Below are 18,058 nucleotides of genomic sequence, written 5' to 3' on the forward strand. Positions count from 1 at the left end.
GGATCCAGGAATTTCTGCCCTCGGCCAGCAATAATCCAAATTGCGAAATAAATCCCGCAAGAGATTGATTTTTATGATTTCCATTGCGAGTTATTCGACGAATGTACAATAGCCTGCCCGACGCACAGTTTCTATCTATCATCGGCTGTGGTGCAACACCGCCGCATATGTGTTATAGCGTGCACGCCAAAAGTCATTACGACAAGCAACAACATCCAGCCAACGGATAGAGTGAATGACGGTTGTTACCCGTTTTGCCCCGTCTCCGACCGGGTTTCTGCATATCGGCGGCGCACGCACCGCCCTTTATAACTGGCTTTATGCCAAACACACCGGCGGCAAATTCCTGCTGCGCATCGAAGATACTGACCGGGAACGGTCCACCCCCGAAGCCGTCGAAGCGATTTTTGACGGGCTGAACTGGCTTGGCCTGACCGCAGACGAGGAACCGACCTTCCAGTTCGCCCGTCGCGACCGCCACGCCGAAGTCGCCCATGAACTGATCAAGGCCGGCAAAGCCTATTATTGCTATTGCTCGCAGCAGGAACTTCAGGAAATGCGCGAAAAGGCCCGCGCCGAGGGCCGCCCGATGAAATATGACGGCACCTGGCGCGACCGCGACGCATCCGACGCCCCGGTTGGCGTCAAGCCGGTCGTGCGCCTCAAATCACCGCAGGAAGGCGATGCCGTCATTTCCGATCAGGTACAGGGCGATGTCCGCGTTGCCAACGATCAGCTTGACGATTACGTCATTCTGCGGGGCGATGGCACACCGACCTATATGCTTTCGGTCGTCGTTGACGACCACGATATGGGCATCACCCATGTCATCCGTGGCGATGACCATCTGACCAACGCGTTTCGCCAGAAGGCGCTTTATGACGCCATGGGTTGGGATGTCCCGACCTTTGCCCATATTCCGCTGATCCACGGGCCGGACGGTGCAAAGCTGTCCAAACGTCATGGGGCGCTCGGTGTCGATGCCTATCGCGATGAAATGGGCTTCCTTCCCGAAGCCGTGAACAACTATCTGCTGCGTCTTGGCTGGGGTCACGGGGACGAGGAAATCATCTCGCAGGAACAGGCCATCGAATGGTTTGACATCAAAGATGTTGGCAAGGGTGCAGCACGTTTCGACTTCGCCAAACTGACCAACCTCAATGGCGTTTATCTGCGTCAGGCAGACGATACCCGCCTTGCAAACGACATTGCACCGCTGATCGCAAAACAGATTGGTGTCGATGCAATTGACGCAGCGCAAAAAGAAATCTTGATCAAAGGCATGTCAGGGCTTAAAGAAAGAGCCAAGACACTCATCGAGCTCGCCGACTCTTCGGCCTTCTACGTTACGGACGGCGTCATGTCGTTTAACGAGAAAGCTCAGTCCCTGATTGATAGCGCCCCCGAAGGCCTGTTTGCCGAACTGGCAAAGGAACTCGACGCGCTTGAGACCTGGACCGAAGAGAACGTTGACGCAAGCGTTCGCAACATTGCCGAAAAACTCGATCAGAAACTCGGCAAAGTCGCGCAGCCCTTGCGGGCCGTGCTCACCGGTTCCAACTCTTCCCCAGGCATCTTCGAAGTAATGATTGTGCTTGGTAAGTCCCAAACGCTGAAACGCATCCGAAAATTTGATGCGAAATAACAGCGTAAAATAAAAAACTTAAACACTGAATTTGCGCTTTGTGCGCCGCAGCACTATGTTGCACACAACTTGAAAACCGTGTTCGTTCAAACAGGGAAGGAAAAACAGTCATGGCTCAGAATTCCAAGACTTCCCACACCGTGACACTGACCGACAACGCCACTGGCAAGTCGATCGAATTGCCGGTGATCGAGGGTAGCGTTGGTCCGTCTGTAATCGACATTCGGAAACTCTACGCCGATACCGGATATTTCACCTATGACCCGGGCTTCACCTCGACCGGCTCCTGCCAGTCCGAGTTGACCTATATTGACGGCGATGTCGGCATCCTGCGTCACCGCGGCTATGCCATTGACGAACTCGCCGAAAAAACCGATTTCCTCGAAGTTTGCTATTTGCTGATTTACGGCGACCTGCCGAATGCAAAAGACAAGGCGCAATTTGAAAACGACATCACCATGCACACCATGGTGCATGAACAGATGCGCAACTTCTATAACGGTTTCCGCCGCGACGCCCACCCGATGGCCATCATGTGCGGTGTGGTTGGCGCGATGTCTGCTTTCTATCATGACAGCACCGACATCAACGATCCGAACCAGCGCCTGATCTCGGCCTATCGCCTGATCGCGAAAATGCCGACCATCGCGGCAATGGCGTATAAATACTCGATCGGTCAACCGTTCCGTTATCCGAACAACAAGCTCGGCTATGCAGAAAACTTCCTGCAGATGATGTTCGGCAACCCGTGCGAGGATTATGTCGTCAATCCGGTTCTTGCGCGCGCGATGGATCGCATCCTGATCCTTCATGCCGATCACGAACAGAACGCATCGACCTCGACCGTCCGTCTGGCCGGTTCTTCGGGTGCAAATCCGTTTGCATGTATCGCTGCGGGTATCGCGTCCCTTTGGGGCCCGGCACATGGCGGTGCGAACGAAGCCGTTCTGAAAATGCTCAACGAAATCGGCGATGTGAAAAACATCCCGGAATTCGTCAACAAGGCAAAAGACAAGAACGATCCGTTCCGTCTGATGGGCTTTGGTCACCGGGTTTACAAAAACTACGATCCGCGCGCCAAGGTCATGCAGGAAACCTGCCACGAAGTTCTCAAGGAACTCAACGTTTCCGATCCGCTGCTTGACGTTGCGCAGGAACTCGAACGTATCGCACGCGAAGACGAGTACTTCATCGAGAAGAAACTCTATCCGAACGTCGATTTCTATTCGGGCATCATCTTCAAGGCGATGGGCATCCCTGAAAGCATGTTTACCGTGCTGTTCGCGGTCGCACGTACCGTCGGCTGGATTGCCCAGTGGAAAGAAATGATCGAAGATCCGTCGCAGAAAATCGGCCGTCCGCGCCAGCTGTTCACCGGTGTTTCCGAACGTCCGTTCGTTCCGGTCGACAAGCGTTAATCTGCGCCAATACCGATACAGAAAAGGCCCGGATCATTCCGGGCCTTTTTGCTTTTTGATCAACCGGTTATCGCGTTACCACGAACCGGTATTTTCCATGCTGGCCCACGGCTCGGCCGGGGCAAGGTTTTCGCCCTTTTGCAGGAACTCGATGGAAATCCCGTCCGGCGAACGGACAAACGCCATGCGGCCGTCACGCGGCGGGCGGTTGATGGTGACACCGGCATCCATCAGCTTCTGGCAAAGCCCGTAAATATCATCGACCTCATAGGCAAGATGGCCGAAATTGCGCCCGCCGGAATAGCTTTCCGGGTCCCAGTTATAGGTCAGTTCAAGTTCCGGGGCCTTGTTGGCCTTTGCACTGGCTTCATCGGCAGGCGGCGCAAGATAAATCAGGGTGAAACGCCCCTTCTCGCTCTCAATGCGCCGGGTTTCGTTCATGCCAAGCAGGTCGCAGTAAAAACGCATGGATGCATCGATATCCTCGACACGCACCATGGTGTGCAAATAACGCATTGGAAATGCCTCCGTCATTGATTGGTCAATGACGCCAAACTATGCGTTATTGCGCGTGAATGCCAGCCTTGGGCGATGAATTTTTCTCTATGATTTCAAGGATGACGTCCGCGGCCTTCTCGCTTGGCGGCCGATCGCCAAAGCCAAGCATGGTTGTCGCCGCATCGAACCCGTCAAGTTGGACCGCCCGGCCTTTGCCATCGGCCATAAGCGATTTCAGAACCGGCACGATCCGGTCCGGCCTGCAATCCTGTTGCAGGAATTCCGGCACAAGCTTCCTGCCCAGCACCAGATTGACAATGGTCACCGTATCAATCCGCAACAATCGCCGCGCAATCCATGCCGTAATCGGGCTTAACTTATAGCCGATCACATGCGGAACCCCCGTGATCGCCAGCTCAAGCGACACCGTCCCGGATGCCGCAAGGGCCGCATGGGACGCGGCAAACGCATCACGTCTGTCCTGATCCCCGGTAACAACAATCGGGCGCAGCGGCCAGTCGGAAACCGCATCACTCACAACCTGCGCGACCTTGCTCACCGTCGGCACAACGATACGGGCATCGGGAAAATCCCCGGCCAGCCGTTCGCACACATCACGGAAAACCGGCAACAGACGGGTGACTTCCGAATTACGACTGCCCGGAAGCACGGTCAGTATTTTGCAATCCGGTGCAATGCCGTGCTGCTCCCGGAACCGCCCGGCATCGCCGCCATGCCGTTCCTCGACCGCAGAATGCCCGATAAAGCTGGTCGGAAGCCCGACCCGCTCGAAATAGGGCGGCTCGAATGGCAGCAACGCCAGCAAATGATCAAGAAAACCCGCAATCTTCTTTGCCCGCCCCGGCCGCCATGCCCAGACCGACGGTGCCACATAATGCACCAGCGGAATGCCCCTGCCTTTCAGCTTCTTGCCAACGCGAAAACTGAAATCCGGGGCATCGATGGTGATCACCACATCGGGTTGCTGTTCAATCGCATATTCCGCCGTCTGGCGGATGCGTTTCAGTAAATGCGGAATATGCGGCAGGACCTCGGCAAGCCCCATGACCGACATCTCGTCCATCGGAAACAGGCTCTCAAGCCCCTCGCCCGTCATGCGCGGGCCACCAACACCAATAAAACGGGTTTCGGGATGACGCGCCTTGATCGCGGCCATCAACCGACCACCAAGCTGATCACCGGATGCCTCGCCCGCAACCAGCATGATTTTCGGGGTCGGGATATCGGGCTTATTCATCCTGTGCCGGTTCCTGCACTGAAAGACCGACAATGAACAATCCAAGTGCGTCGGCACGCTTAACGGTTTTCTCGCGATCAATGATCATCGTGCCCCCCGCAAGCAATCCGATCCCGCGCAATCCGGCACTATGCGCGTTCTCCACGGTTGAAACCCCAATCGCTGGCAGATCAAGGCGTTTATCCTGCTGCGGCTTTGATGATTTCACCAGAACACCGCCAACACCCTCGCGGCGATAATCGGCAGACCGGCGGATCATCTCGTCCGTGCCCTCGATGGCCTCAAGTGCTAACACAAGCCCCTGCTGCACGACACAGCCCTGCCCGACATCTGCCGCCCCCAAAATCCGCGCAACGCTCAGTCCGTGCTGTGCATCGGCCATCGCCTGCGCGTCCGGTTTCACCTTGCCAAGAATGCCTTCCGGAACGGCAAGGTCGCCCAAAATCTCGTGTGCACCCACCAGATGGAAACCGTCACGTTCAAGTTCACCGGCCACCAGACGCAGCAACCCGTCATCGCCAAGCGACTTCATCCCGACTTTCATCAGCAGTTTCGCCGCCCGCCAATCGGGCCGGATCGATGCAAATGACGGGCGCGCGACCTTGCCCGCAAGGACAACATCACGACATTCTTCGGATTTCAGGCGATCAAGGATTTTGGCCGCCGCCCCGATGCGAAGCGACGTATGGGGATATGCGTCAAGTGCCGGATCATCGGCATGCGCATCAAGCTTCACGATAAAAACAGCCCGCCCGGCAGCCGTCGCAGCAGCAGCCAAACGGGCAGGAAGCGCACCACCCCCGGCAATGATACCAAGCTTTGTTGCGGGGTTATCCTGCGGAGCTGTCATATTTCGGCGTACATACGGAACGCATGCTTTCCGCTTTCAGGAAGCTGATGATTTCCATGACCGGACCGACGTCCTCGAAATCTTTCGAGACTTCCTCGACCCGCTCGGCAAGCGTACCTTCCTGTGCAAACAAAAGACGATACGCCTTGCGAAGCGCATGGATGGTCTCGCGGTCAAATCCGCGGCGCTTCAACCCGACAAGGTTAAGCCCCGAAAGATAGGCACGATTACCGATCACCGAACCATAAGGAATGATATCGCTTTCAACACCGGTCATGCCGCCGATCATCGCGTGTTTGCCAATGCGGACAAACTGATGCACCGCCGAAAGACCGCCGACAATTGCAAAATCGTCGACCATGACATGGCCGGCAAGCGTCCCGTTATTGACCAGAATGCAATGATTGCCGATATGGCAGTCATGACCGACATGCGCGCCCGCCATAAACAGGCAATCATCGCCAATCGTGGTTTCCATCCCGCCACCTTCTGTACCGGGATTAAGGGTTGCCCCTTCGCGGATCTTGTTGCGTTTGCCAATGATCAGACGCGACGGTTCGTTCTTGAATTTCAAATCCTGCGGTGCATGACCAACCGACGCAAAAGGAAAGACCGTACTGTCCTCACCGATTGACGTAATTCCGGCGACCACGACATGGCTGTGCAGCTTGACGCGATCACCCAGAACCGCTTGCGGACCGACAACACAGTACGGACCGATTTCTACATCCTGGCCAATCTGGGCGCCGTCTTCGACAATGGCGGTTGGATGCACTTTTGACATTATCAGTTGCCCCGGATCATCGCGGCGATGGTAGCTTCTGCGACGACCTGATCGTTTACGCGGACTTCACTCTCAAACTTCCAGACCGGGCCACGGCTCTGTTTTTTCTTCACATGAATATGCATGACGTCACCTGGCACAACCGGCTTGCGGAACCGCGCATTGTCGATGCTCATGAAATAAACCAGCTTGCCTTCGGCATCCTCGCCAAGCGTCTGGACAACAAGGATCGCTGCGGTCTGGGCCATGCTTTCAATGATCAGAACACCGGGCATGATCGGCTGCTGCGGGAAATGACCGGTAAATTGCGGCTCATTCATCGTCACATTCTTGATGCCGACAGCAGATTCGTCGATGGTAATGTCAACAACCTTGTCGATCAGCAAGAACGGATAACGATGCGGAATCATTTCCATAATGCGCTGAATATCAACATTCACCATTTCGGTCATAGGTATTGCCCTTACTTCTTTTTCCGTATTAACCGCGATAAAGCGACGGTTTGTTTATGATATTCCATAACCGGCACCGCGGGGCTTCCGCCAACGGTCTCGCCCGCGCCGATATTCCTCATCACACCGGATTGTGCCGCGATCTTCGCGCCATCGCCAATTTCAAGATGACCGGTAATGCCGGCCTGCCCGGCGGCAACCACAAAATTGCCAAGCTTCGTCGATCCCGAAATCCCGACCTGGGAAACGATAACGCACCCCATGCCAAGTTCGACGTTATGGCCGATCTGGACAAGGTTGTCGATACGGCAGCCATTGCCGATCACCGTATCGGGCCCGGCACCCCGGTCGATTGTTGAATTGGCCCCGACTTCGACATCGTTCCCGATGACAACACGGCCAAGCTGCGGCACTTTAAGATGCCCCTGTGGCCCCATGGCAAAACCAAAACCGTCCTGGCCAATGCGCGCGCCCGGATAAATCAGGCACAGATTGCCAATCAGGCAATGGCTGATGGTTGATCCTGCCCCGATCTTGCTTCCCGCGCCAATAATAACGCCGTCGCCGATCACGGCATTGCTGGCGATAATGACACCGTCGCCAATCTCGCAATTTTCGCCGATAACCGCCCCGGCATCGATCTGGACGCCTTTGCCGATTTTGGCTGATGCGGCAACAACAGCATGAGGCGAAACTACCCCGCTGGCCTCTTCAAACGGATAAAAGGCCGTGGCCGCCTTGGCATAGGCACGGTACGGATCGCTGGTTGCAAACAGCACCATATCCTTGGGTGCACGGTCGGCAAATTCCGGTCGCACAAAACACCCGCCTGCGGAACTGACGGCAAACGCATCAAGATATTTGCGATTGTCGAAAAAGCTCAGGATTTTGGCATCTGCATTCTGCAACGGAGAAACATCGTCGAACATGCGCGCAGGATCGGGCGCATTGACAAGTTCCGCACCGGTCAATTCGGCAATTTCCCGAACGCTGAAAGGTCCCTTGCGTTTGAAAAACCGGGAATCCGCCATCAGGACGCTTCCTTGAACTCAACGGTAAGGGTCGGGATTGCCTCGTTCACCCGGTCAAACACTTCCTTGGACGCATCCATGGCATTGGCATGAAGGATCACCTGGCTTTTATGCAGAACCAGCGTCGCATTGCGCTCTTCGGCAACGTCGGCGATCACCTCGATCAGCGTCTTCTGGAACTTCACGCGCGATTCATTAAGCGCCTCGTCAAGGATGCGGTTGCGTCCCTGGGCAAACTTCTGAAAATCGGCAACTTTCTGCTGAAACTCTTTCTGTTTTTGCTGAATGACATCGGCAGACAGAAGGGTTCGCTGCTGGGCGATTTCCTGCTCTTCCTTCCGCAGGGCCTGCTGTCGGCTTTCGATTTCTTCCTGATAGGTCTCCTGGCGCGTTTTGATCTGTTTTGTCATATCCTGCATGGCGGATGCCTCACGCATGATACCCTCAAAATCAACGATCATGACAACGGCCCTGGTTTCCTCGGAGCCGTTATTCTCCTGGGCAGAGGCAACAGTCATGGCACCGAGCGCAAATGTCATCGCAATTGCGGCAATAGCAGTCTGGATTGATTTCATCATTTTCATCAGAATCTGGTTCCGAAATTCAAACGGAACACTTCCTCTTTGTCGTAGTCTTCTTTGAGAAAGGCCTGCGAAAGGTCAACACCAATCGGGCCAAACGGCGATTCCCAGCCTACCCCAATACCTACCGACGCCCTGAGCGATCCCTCGTCGTGTATTTCTCCGGGCCTTGCTCCATCAACCCCCTCCGAAGAACCGAAATCACTGAACACGCGCCCCGTCAGGGCAAATTCGGACGGCAGTCCCAACGGGAAGTCCATTTGTACCGTACCAGTATAGAAGAATTTGCCCCCAACCGCATCGGTCGTCTCAACATCGCGCGGACCGACACCGGCAGATTCAAAACCGCGAAGGTTCGAACCACCGGTAAAGAATCGTTGGGAAATACGGGTATCGTCGCCAATACCAAAGATATACCCCGTCGAACCTTTGGTCGACAGCACCCATTCTTTTTCACGATCAAGCGGATAGTAATACCCGCCATTCACACGCGTGCGAAGATAGGTTTCCGACCCGCCAAGACCGGCGAAATCGTTTGAAAGCTGCATGAAGTAGCCTTCCTTCGGCGAAATCGTGCTGTCACGCTGATCATAGGTCAGCGTCTGACCGATCGTGGATTCGGAAAATTCCGGATCTTCCTCGCGCAGCAGGCGCGATGCATCGTCATCGATATCGGAATATTCGTTCACTTCAAAGCCATAGCGCACGGACTGCGACAGGGTTTCGGAATAACGGAAACCGGAACGCAGACCGATACCGGTTTGCTTCTCGTCGTACGAACTTTCGTCCTGGTTGTCTTCTTCACGGCGATAAAGGTCGAAACCGGCACTCACATCGCGATCAAGGAAGTACGGCTCGGTAAAGGACAGATCGATCTGCTGGCTCGAGGAGCCAAGCGTAAAGCCAAGGCGCAAATCCTGCCCTTTGCCAAGCAGGTTGCGTTCGCGGATACCGGCCTGACCAAACGCCCCGTCATCCGTGCCGTAACCGGCACCGATGGAAAACTCGCCGGTCGATTTTTCTTCGACATCGACCTCAAGAACCGTCTGATCGGGTGCGCTACCCGGAAGCGTTTTCACATCAACCGTTTTAAAGAAGTTCAGGTTTTCAACGCGCTGGCGTGAACGTTTCAGTTTCGAACTGCTAAACGCATCCCCTTCAACAAGGCGGAATTCACGACGTACCACTTCATCAAGGGTACGGACGTTGCCGACCACATCGATGCGTTCGACATAAACCTTCGGACCTTCGGCAATCGTAAAGGTGATATTGATGACGCCGGTTTCGCGGTCCCGCTGGATATTCGGGCGAATATCGATAAAGGCATAACCCTGGTCACCGATGCTGGTGGTCAGGGCATCAATGGCATCGTCGACAAGGTCGGCATTGTACCAGTCACCTTTTTCAATCTCGATCAGCGGCGTCAATGTCGCGGTATCGATCTTGTCGATCTGCGATACGACATTGATATCGCCAAACCGGTAACGCTCGCCTTCGCTTACAGTATAGGTGATGAAGAAGTCGGAACGATCCGGCGTCAGTTCGGCAACCGACGACAGCACCTGAAAATCGGCATACCCCGCCGACAGATAGAATCGCCGCAGCAATTCGCGGTCAAACGTGACGCGATCCGGATCATAGTTATCGTCTGCGGTCAGGATTTTCCACCAGGCGCTCTCGGTTGTCCGGATAACCTCGGACAATTCACCATCATCAAACGCTTTGTTGCCAACGAAGTTGATCTTGCGCACACCGGTCGCTTCGCCCTCGTCAATTTCAAAGACAAGGTCGACACGGTTCTGTTCAAGCTGAATGACTTTGGGCTCGACCGTGGCGGCAAAACGCCCGGAACGACGATACAGATCAAGAATACGCTGAACGTCGGCCTGCACCTTGGTCCGGGTATAAACGACACGCGGGCGCAACTGAAGCTCGGCCCCAAGCGCATCATCTTGCAGTCGGGAATTCCCCTCGAACGCGATCCGGTTGATGATCGGGTTTTCAACAACATTGATTTTCAGAACGCCCTGATCAAATCCGATCGTCACATCGGCAAAAAGACCGGTTGAAAACAGCGACTTCAGCGATTCGTTGATTTTCTGGGGATCATAAAGGTCGCCTTCCTTCACCGACAGATAGGCATTAACCGTCGCACTTTCGATACGGTTGTTGCCATCGACCTCGATGTCGCGAATAACCCCGGTGCCCTGGGCGTAGGCCACCATCGGAATTATGGTTGGCGCGGTTCCACCAAGCAAGACTGCCGCCAAAGCAGCCGCTTTTACATTACGCAGCAAGTTCAACCCCCTGATGCCGTCTATCATCAGCCTGCCAGGCCTTTGAAGAAATTCCAGACGCCCAATTGCGTCAGGTCGTTCCAAGTTGCAAAGATGATTAAGCTGAATACCAAACCCGCACCAAGACGGAAACCATATTCTTGTGCTTTTGCGCCCAAGGGTTTACCGCGAATGGCTTCAATAGCATAAAATACCAGATGTCCACCATCCAGAACCGGAACAGGCATCAGGTTGATCAACCCAAGGCTGATCGAAAGATAGGCCATAAAGAACAGAAGCGGGCCAATGCCGCCCTCGGCAACCTCGCCCGACATCTGGGCAATCCGGATCGGGCCGCCAAGCTCGGAACTGTCGCGATCACCTGAAATCATTTCGCCAATCGCGCTCAGTGTTTGCGCAATCAGACTGTAAGTCGATGTAAATGCCTTGCCCGTCGCATCGATAATTCCGTCACGCTGGGTTTCAAACGCCCCGGCTGTGACACCAAGACGCCCGAACGTCTCGACATTATCGCCTTCGCCGGACGAAACCGCTTCCGGTGTGACCGTGATGTCGATTTGCTGTCCGTCACGCAAAACCGAAAGAGAAACCGGCACCCCTGCATTGGCCCGGATAATGTCGGACAGCTCGCTGAACCATTCGATAGACTGCCCGTTAATGGCATCGACACGGTCCTGGGGCAGAAGCCCGGCCACGGCCGCCGGGCTGCCATCAACCGCCTCGCCCACCACCGGCAGGGCGCGCTGCTGGCCCACAGCGGCAAAAAGAACGATGAAAACAACGATGGCAAACAGGAAATTCGCCAACGGACCGGCAAAAACAATCGCCGCACGGGCCGCCAGCCCCTTGTGATGGAAGGCATGTTTGCGATCTTCATCGTCAAGATCGTCACGCTGGCCAACACTGGCGGGGTTCATGTCGCCAAACATTTTAACGTAGCCGCCCAGCGGCAGAAGGCTGACCTTCCAGCGCGTCCCCTTTTTGTCGTACCAGCCAAAAAGCTCCGGCCCAAAGCCGATCGAAAACGCTTCAACCTTCACGCCATTGCGGATCGCAACCCAGTAATGCCCGTATTCGTGAACAAACACGAGAACCGAAAGAACAAACAAAAAGGCAAGAAGGGTTTCCATAAAAGACGTTCCTGTTTCGGGGCGTAACCCGCAATTTCAGCATTCAGCAGCCGGTTTCGATCAGCTCGAGAGTTTCGCGACGCACCATATCATCAAGATCGAACATCTGATCAAGGTCTCTCAATGGCGATGTGACAATTTTATTCATCATCCGCTCGACCGTATCGGCAATCTGAAGGAATGTGACCTTACCCCCCAGAAACGCACCAACGGCAATTTCATTTGCGGCATTCAGAACCGTCGGCACCGTGCCCCCCGCCTGCAAGGCTTCCCTTGCCAGACGAAGCGCCGGGAACCGCTTCACGTCCGGCGAGGTAAAGTTCAACTGCCCGATCGTGGCAAAATCAAGACGCGCTACATCAACCCGTATTCTTTCCGGCCACGAAAGCGCATAGGCAATCGGTGTGCGCATATCGGGCGATCCCAATTGCGCCAGTACCGACCCGTCGGAATATTCCACCATGCTGTGCACGACCGACTGCGGATGGACCACAACCTCGATACGGTCCTCGGGCACCGGAAACAGGCGGCACGCCTCGATCAGTTCAAGGCCCTTGTTCATCATGGTCGCCGAATCAATCGAAATCTTTGCCCCCATATCCCAGTTGGGGTGGGCCAGCGCCTGCTTTGGCGATACCGATTTCATATCCTCAAGCGACCATTCCCTAAACGGTCCGCCCGATGCCGTCAAAAGAATGCGGTCAACCTTGTCGACGGACTTTTGTTCAAGAACCTGGAAAATCGCACTATGCTCTGAATCGACCGGGATCAGTGTCGCGTTGTATTTCGCGACTTCCGCCATCATCAGATCACCGGCACATACCAGTGTTTCCTTGTTGGCAAGCCCCACCCTGGCACCGCGCCGTATGGCCGCCAGTGTCGCCCTGAGGCCCGCCGCCCCGATGATCGCCGCAATCACGATATCCGACGGGCGCGACGCAGCCTCGACCAGCGCATCGGTGCCCGCGGCAACTTCTATCCCCGTCCCGGAAAGTGCCGATTTCAGGTCCCGATAGCGGCTTTCATCGGCAATAACCGCCATTGCGGCGCCAAGGTCGATGGCGGATTTTGCCAATGCATCGACATTGCAATGGGCTGTCACAGCATCAACTGCGTATTTGTCGGAATGTGCCTTCAGGACGTCTACCGTGCTGCAACCGACCGACCCGGTAGCTCCCAGCACACAGACTGTTTTCTTAACTGTCATCAAACACCAGCTTCGCGGATTTCTGCAATCAGGCACCCTGCCCTAGCGCAACGACAATCCAAGGAAATACACAATAACAAAGGCGACAGGAAAAACCGACAACATCCCGTCCGCACGGTCAAGCAACCCGCCATGCCCCGGAATAAGATTGCTGCTGTCCTTGACTTTAAAGTGGCGTTTCAATGCGGACTCTCCCAGATCGCCGATCTGCGCCACAAGAGCCAGCAACGCACTTGCCAAAATGATCGAAACCGGAATTGTGTTGCTGCTGAAATAGGTAATAAGCCCGCCGATCAGCATGGCACACACCATTCCGCCAACAAGGCCCGCCCAGGTTTTCTTGGGGCTGAAACGCGGTGCCAGCTTGGGCCCGCCAATCGCCTTGCCAAAGGCATAAGCCCCGGTATCGGTCGCCCAGACCAGAAAGAACAGCCACATAATCATCAGCAGGCCATCACCATGCATGATCCGCAGCCACTGCGCCGCAAGGGCCGCAAGTGAAATATAGATAATGCCGAATGCCGCCAGAAGCCGGTTTTTACCGGGCCGCAACGCTGCTGTTGTCGCACTGACAACAACCGCAAGCCCGACCAGCGGGTATTCCCCCGCGGCCAGAACCATCATCGCAACCCCAAGGGCAAACGCGGCAACCACGGAAATCGAAGTGACATGACCGGGAACGCACATGCGCGTCCATTCCCACATCATGCCAATCGAAAACAGGAAAATCAGCAATTCGAAATACGGCGAACCGAACCAGACGGCGGCAACCGCAACCGGCGTCATGACCAGGGCGGAAATGACGCGCGGCTTAAGTCCTGAATTCGTATCTTCCTGGCGTCGGGCTTCAGATGACTGCACCAAAACGCCGCTCCCGTCCGGCAAAGTTTTCTATTGCTTTTTCAAGGTGCTCCCGCCCGAAATCGGGCCAAAGAACCTGATCGAACACAAATTCCGTATACGCAGATTGCCATAGCAGGAAGTTGCTGATGCGCTGCTCGCCACTGGTCCGGATCAAAAGATCAGGATCGGGCATTCCCGCCGTTTCCAGATGGCTGGCAATCATATCCTCGTCAATCGCCTCGGGCCGGATTTCCCCTGCGGCAACCGAGCGGGCAATCTGGCGCATGGCGTCGGTTATTTCGGCCCGCGCCCCGTAACTGAGCGCAATGGTCAGATTAAGGCGCGAATTGCCTTTCGTCCGCTCTTCCGCATTCAAAAGCAGTTCGCAGATATCGTCGTCAAAACGCGCACGATCACCGATAATCCGGATACGGACACCGTTTTTATGCAAGGTCGCCAGTTCACGCTTGATGAACAGGCGCAGCAGCCCCATCAGATCGCTGACCTCGCTTTCCGGGCGTTTCCAGTTCTCGGTCGAAAACCCGTAAAGTGTCAGATATTCGATACCGATCTCGGCCACGGCCTCGACCGTGCGGCGCACGGCTTCAACCCCGGCACGATGTCCCATCGTGCGGGGTTTGCCGCGCAACGTTGCCCAGCGTCCGTTGCCATCCATGATGATGGCAACATGACGCGGCACAGCCTGCAAATCCGAAAGGTTGGGTTGGGATGCCAGCACCGTCATGGTCAGACTTGCATGATTTCCTGTTCTTTATGGGCAAGAACTTCGTCAATCTCGCCAATGACCTTGTCGGTCAACTTCTGGATCTCTTTTTCCTCGTTATGGAGGTCGTCCTTGGAGATCACACTGTCCTTTTCCCATTTCTTGAGCTGATCCATACCGTCGCGGCGCACGTTACGGACCGAAATCTTGGCTTGCTCGGCATATTTGCCGGCAACCTTGGACAGTTCGGCACGACGCTCCTCGTTCAGTGCCGGGATCGGCACGCGGACAAGGGTGCCATCGGCAGCCGGGTTCAGGCCAAGGCCGGAATCGCGGATCGCTTTTTCAACCGATTTGACCATGGATTTGTCCCAGACCTGCACCGAAAGCATCCGGGATTCCGGCACACTGACAGACGCAACCTGGTTAAGCGGGGTCGGCACGCCGTAGGCTTCAACCATGACCGGTTCAAGAAGACTTACACTCGCGCGCCCGGTGCGCAGACCGGTAAACTCCTTGTGCAAAACTTCGACAGCCCCTTCCATACGGCGGGCAAGGTCCTTTTTCAGGCCAGCAACGTCAGACACCTTCAGTCTCCATTCGAAATAATCGTAAACGTACCTTTTGCACAAACCACATCGGCAAAACCGCCCGGATTATGCAAAGAAAATACGATAACCGGAATATCATTTTCGCGTGCCAGAGAAATAGCCGATGCATCCATAACACGCAAATCTTTGGCAAGAACTTCCATATAGGTCAGCGAATCATACCGTTCCGCCGTCGGGTCCGTTTTCGGGTCGGCCGTATAAACGCCGTCAACCTGCGTCCCCTTAAGCAACGCATCGCAATCCATTTCGACCGCACGCAATGCCGCTGCCGTATCGGTGGTAAAGAACGGGTTGCCGGTCCCGGCCGCAAAGATCACCACTCGGCCCTTTTCCATGTGGCGTACCGCACGACGGCGAATATAGGGTTCGCAAACCGATGACATCGGAATAGCCGATTGCACACGGGTCTGAACCCCGTGGCGCTCAAGCGCGCTTTGAACCGCGAGCGCATTCATGATGGTGGCAAGCATGCCCATATAGTCGGCCGTTGCACGTTCCATCCCCTGGGATGCCCCCTTGACCCCGCGGAAGATGTTTCCCCCGCCGATCACCATGCAAATCTCGGCTCCCATGTCATGAACGGCTTTGATTTCGCCTGCGATCCGGTCAACCGTCTCGGGATCAATCCCGTATTGCTGTTTTCCCAGAAGTCCCTCGCCCGAAAGCTTCAAAAGGACGCGACGAAATTTCAGTTGGCCGTTTTCTGCCATGTTCGATTGCCTCTTACTGCCGATATTTCAAACTGTCCCGAAACCCGGTTCAGCAAAATTCAGATATAAAAAGACCGGCGAGTAACAGGGCGGAATATGCGCTGCCGACCTCGCCGGTCTGGATCATACACGAAATGGCACATGACGCACCATTCCGATCAGATGTTTATTTCTTAAGCTGCTCGGCAACTTCGGCAGCAAAGTCTTTTTCTTCGCGCTCGATGCCTTCACCAAGCTCGAAGCGGACAAAGCCCTTAAGGGTGATCGGTTTGCCAGCGTCTTTTGCGGCATTTGCGATCACGTCTTTGACCTTGCTTTCGCCGTCAATCACGAAGGTCTGCTCAACCAGAACAACCTGTTCGTAATATTTACGGATACGGCCATCAATCATCTTTTCGATGATTTCAGCCGGACGGCCCGATTCTTTGGCCTGCTCGGTCAGAACGGCTTTCTCGCGCTCGATCAGTTCCGGATCCAGATCGTCAACCGTGGCCGACGCCGGGTTGGTTGCCGCAATGTGCATTGCGATCTGTTTGCCAAGGCCTTCGAGAACGCTCGCATCGGCTTCGGATTCAAGCGCAACCAGAACGCCGATCTTGCCGAGGTTCGGGGCAATCGCCGAATGGATGTAGGATGCAACCGCACCCTTCTCGACCGAAATACCGGCCGAACGACGCAGGTTCATGTTTTCGCCGATGGTGGCGATCATGTGGGTAACCTGTTCTTCGACGTTACGCGACGTCCCCGGGAACGGGGTTGCTTTCAGCGCATCGATATCACCATTCGCCGAAACGGCCTGATTTGCGATTTCGGATACGAATTTCTGGAAATCTTCGTTGCGCGAAACAAAATCGGTTTCGGAGTTGAGTTCGACAACGGCACCGGAAGTACCGTTAACAGCAACACCCACCAGACCTTCGGCAGCAACACGGCCTGCTTTCTTGGCAGCAGCAGCAAGACCTTTGGTACGAAGCCAGTCAACAGCAGCTTCAAGATTACCATCGGTTTCGGACAGCGCCTTTTTGCAATCCATCATGCCAGCGCCGGTGGTTTCGCGAAGCTCTTTAACCAGAGCAGCGGTAATAGCCATTTTTAAAGCCCCTATTACGCGATCAGTGAACACCTAAAGAAACGGCGGCATGCTAGCCGCCGTTTCATCAGGTACAAAGTGAAACTTATGCGGAAGCTGCTTCCTGAGCGGCCTCTTCAACAGCAGCAGCAGCTTCAGCCGGAACGTCTTCGGATTCACCGAGGTCCGCACCCGAAGCCGTCATTTCCTGCTGGATACCGTCCAGAACCGCGCCAACAAACAGGTCGCAATAAAGCTGGATCGCACGGATCGCATCGTCGTTACCCGGGATCGGGTATGCAACGTTTGCCGGGTCCGAGTTGGAGTCCAGAATTGCAACAACCGGAATGTTCAGGTTCTTGGCTTCGTGAACAGCAAGTGCTTCCTTGTTGGTGTCGACCACGACGATGATGTCGGGAAGACCACCCATGTCCTTGATCCCGCCAAGCGCGCGCTCAAGCTTGTCGCGCGAACGGGTCAGGTTCAGGATTTCTTTTTTGGTCAGACCTTCTGCACCGGCATTCAGGATCTCGTCCTGTTCTTTCAGGCGCTTGATCGAATTGGAAACGGTGTTCCAGTTGGTCAGCATACCGCCAAGCCAGCGATGGTTCACATAGTACTGACCGCAACGCTTTGCAGCTTCTGCGATGACCGGGGATGCCTGACGCTTGGTGCCGACGAACAGAACACGACCGCCACCTGCGGTAACGTCACGAACGGCCTGCATCGCGCGATGCAGCATCGGAACGGTTTCCTGAAGGTTCAGGATGTGAATGTCGTTGCGTGCGCCAAAGATGAACTGCTTCATCTTCGGGTTCCAGCGGCGGGTGTGGTGACCAAAGTGGACGCCAGCTTCCATGAGCTGACGCATGGTAAAGGTTGGCAAAGCCATGATAAATTCCTACCTTTTTCCGGTTAATACCTCCGCGGAAGGGAATTTCACGCCGTCT

General features: G+C 55.2%; 18 protein-coding genes. 2 read left to right on the forward strand and 16 right to left on the reverse strand.

From position 1 onward, the window contains the following. Positions 1–235: 235 nt before the first annotated feature. A complete protein-coding gene (gltX, locus tag LG297_RS10595) occupies positions 236–1,645 on the forward strand; it encodes a glutamate--tRNA ligase (RefSeq protein ID WP_404426866.1) in 1,410 nt (469 codons plus the stop codon). A gap of 110 nt (positions 1,646–1,755) precedes the next feature. Continuing rightward, the gene (locus LG297_RS10600) at positions 1,756–3,063 is read left to right on the forward strand and encodes a citrate synthase (protein WP_404426867.1); all 1,308 of its coding nucleotides are present in this window, start codon (positions 1,756–1,758) and stop codon (positions 3,061–3,063) included. Positions 3,064–3,138: 75 nt separating this feature from the next. Here the strand turns inward: LG297_RS10600 and LG297_RS10605 are convergent, their stop codons facing one another. The 16 genes from LG297_RS10605 to rpsB all read right to left on the reverse strand — a co-directional run bounded on the left by LG297_RS10605 (position 3,139) and on the right by rpsB (position 18,000). Further along, positions 3,139–3,579, reverse strand: coding sequence for a VOC family protein (locus LG297_RS10605; RefSeq protein ID WP_404426868.1), 441 nt, complete (start codon positions 3,577–3,579; stop codon positions 3,139–3,141). A gap of 46 nt (positions 3,580–3,625) precedes the next feature. After that, complete coding sequence (lpxB, locus tag LG297_RS10610; RefSeq protein ID WP_404426869.1) at positions 3,626–4,819, reverse strand: lipid-A-disaccharide synthase; 1,194 nt, start codon at positions 4,817–4,819, stop codon at positions 3,626–3,628. After that, entirely contained in the window at positions 4,812–5,669 is an 858-nt protein-coding gene (locus tag LG297_RS10615; RefSeq protein ID WP_404426870.1) for an LpxI family protein, read from the reverse strand. The genes lpxB and LG297_RS10615 overlap by 8 nt, the downstream gene beginning before the upstream one ends. Further along, on the reverse strand, positions 5,650–6,453 hold the full coding sequence (gene lpxA, locus LG297_RS10620) for an acyl-ACP--UDP-N-acetylglucosamine O-acyltransferase (protein ID WP_404426871.1): 804 nt from the start codon (positions 6,451–6,453) through the stop codon (positions 5,650–5,652). The genes LG297_RS10615 and lpxA overlap by 20 nt, the downstream gene beginning before the upstream one ends. Positions 6,454–6,455: 2 nt before the next feature. Next, on the reverse strand, positions 6,456–6,905 hold the full coding sequence (gene fabZ, locus LG297_RS10625; RefSeq protein WP_404426872.1) for a 3-hydroxyacyl-ACP dehydratase FabZ: 450 nt from the start codon (positions 6,903–6,905) through the stop codon (positions 6,456–6,458). An 11-nt stretch (positions 6,906–6,916) separates the two neighbouring features. After that, complete coding sequence (lpxD, locus tag LG297_RS10630; protein ID WP_404426873.1) at positions 6,917–7,936, reverse strand: UDP-3-O-(3-hydroxymyristoyl)glucosamine N-acyltransferase; 1,020 nt, start codon at positions 7,934–7,936, stop codon at positions 6,917–6,919. Further along, positions 7,936–8,520 (reverse strand): OmpH family outer membrane protein, encoded by a 585-nt coding sequence (locus LG297_RS10635; RefSeq protein WP_404426874.1) that lies wholly within the window; start codon positions 8,518–8,520, stop codon positions 7,936–7,938. Before LG297_RS10635 ends, lpxD begins: the two co-directional genes overlap by 1 nt. Further along, entirely contained in the window at positions 8,520–10,814 is a 2,295-nt protein-coding gene (gene bamA, locus LG297_RS10640) for an outer membrane protein assembly factor BamA (RefSeq protein ID WP_404426875.1), read from the reverse strand. The genes LG297_RS10635 and bamA overlap by 1 nt, the downstream gene beginning before the upstream one ends. 26 nt (positions 10,815–10,840) lie before the next feature. Continuing rightward, positions 10,841–11,944, reverse strand: a complete 1,104-nt coding sequence (rseP, locus tag LG297_RS10645; protein ID WP_404426876.1) for an RIP metalloprotease RseP — start codon at positions 11,942–11,944, stop codon at positions 10,841–10,843. A gap of 43 nt (positions 11,945–11,987) precedes the next feature. Beyond that, positions 11,988–13,151 carry a 1-deoxy-D-xylulose-5-phosphate reductoisomerase gene (locus tag LG297_RS10650; protein WP_404426877.1) on the reverse strand — a complete coding sequence of 388 codons (1,164 nt, stop codon included), beginning with the start codon at positions 13,149–13,151 and terminating at the stop codon, positions 11,988–11,990. A gap of 42 nt (positions 13,152–13,193) precedes the next feature. Beyond that, entirely contained in the window at positions 13,194–14,012 is an 819-nt protein-coding gene (locus tag LG297_RS10655) for a phosphatidate cytidylyltransferase (protein ID WP_404426878.1), read from the reverse strand. Beyond that, the gene (locus LG297_RS10660) at positions 13,999–14,739 is read right to left on the reverse strand and encodes an isoprenyl transferase (protein ID WP_404426879.1); all 741 of its coding nucleotides are present in this window, start codon (positions 14,737–14,739) and stop codon (positions 13,999–14,001) included. Before LG297_RS10660 ends, LG297_RS10655 begins: the two co-directional genes overlap by 14 nt. A gap of 2 nt (positions 14,740–14,741) precedes the next feature. Then, positions 14,742–15,263 carry a ribosome recycling factor gene (frr, locus tag LG297_RS10665; RefSeq protein ID WP_404426948.1) on the reverse strand — a complete coding sequence of 174 codons (522 nt, stop codon included), beginning with the start codon at positions 15,261–15,263 and terminating at the stop codon, positions 14,742–14,744. Positions 15,264–15,307: 44 nt separating this feature from the next. Further along, complete coding sequence (pyrH, locus tag LG297_RS10670) at positions 15,308–16,039, reverse strand: UMP kinase (protein WP_404426880.1); 732 nt, start codon at positions 16,037–16,039, stop codon at positions 15,308–15,310. Between the two features lie 166 nt (positions 16,040–16,205). Next, a complete protein-coding gene (gene tsf, locus LG297_RS10675) occupies positions 16,206–17,129 on the reverse strand; it encodes a translation elongation factor Ts (protein WP_404426881.1) in 924 nt (307 codons plus the stop codon). An 85-nt stretch (positions 17,130–17,214) separates the two neighbouring features. After that, a complete protein-coding gene (rpsB, locus tag LG297_RS10680) occupies positions 17,215–18,000 on the reverse strand; it encodes a 30S ribosomal protein S2 (RefSeq protein WP_404426882.1) in 786 nt (261 codons plus the stop codon). Between the last annotated feature and the right edge of the window lie 58 nt (positions 18,001–18,058).

The sequence above is a fragment of the Thalassospira australica genome, assembly GCF_044790785.1.
GTDB lineage: Bacteria > Pseudomonadota > Alphaproteobacteria > Rhodospirillales > Thalassospiraceae > Thalassospira > Thalassospira australica_A.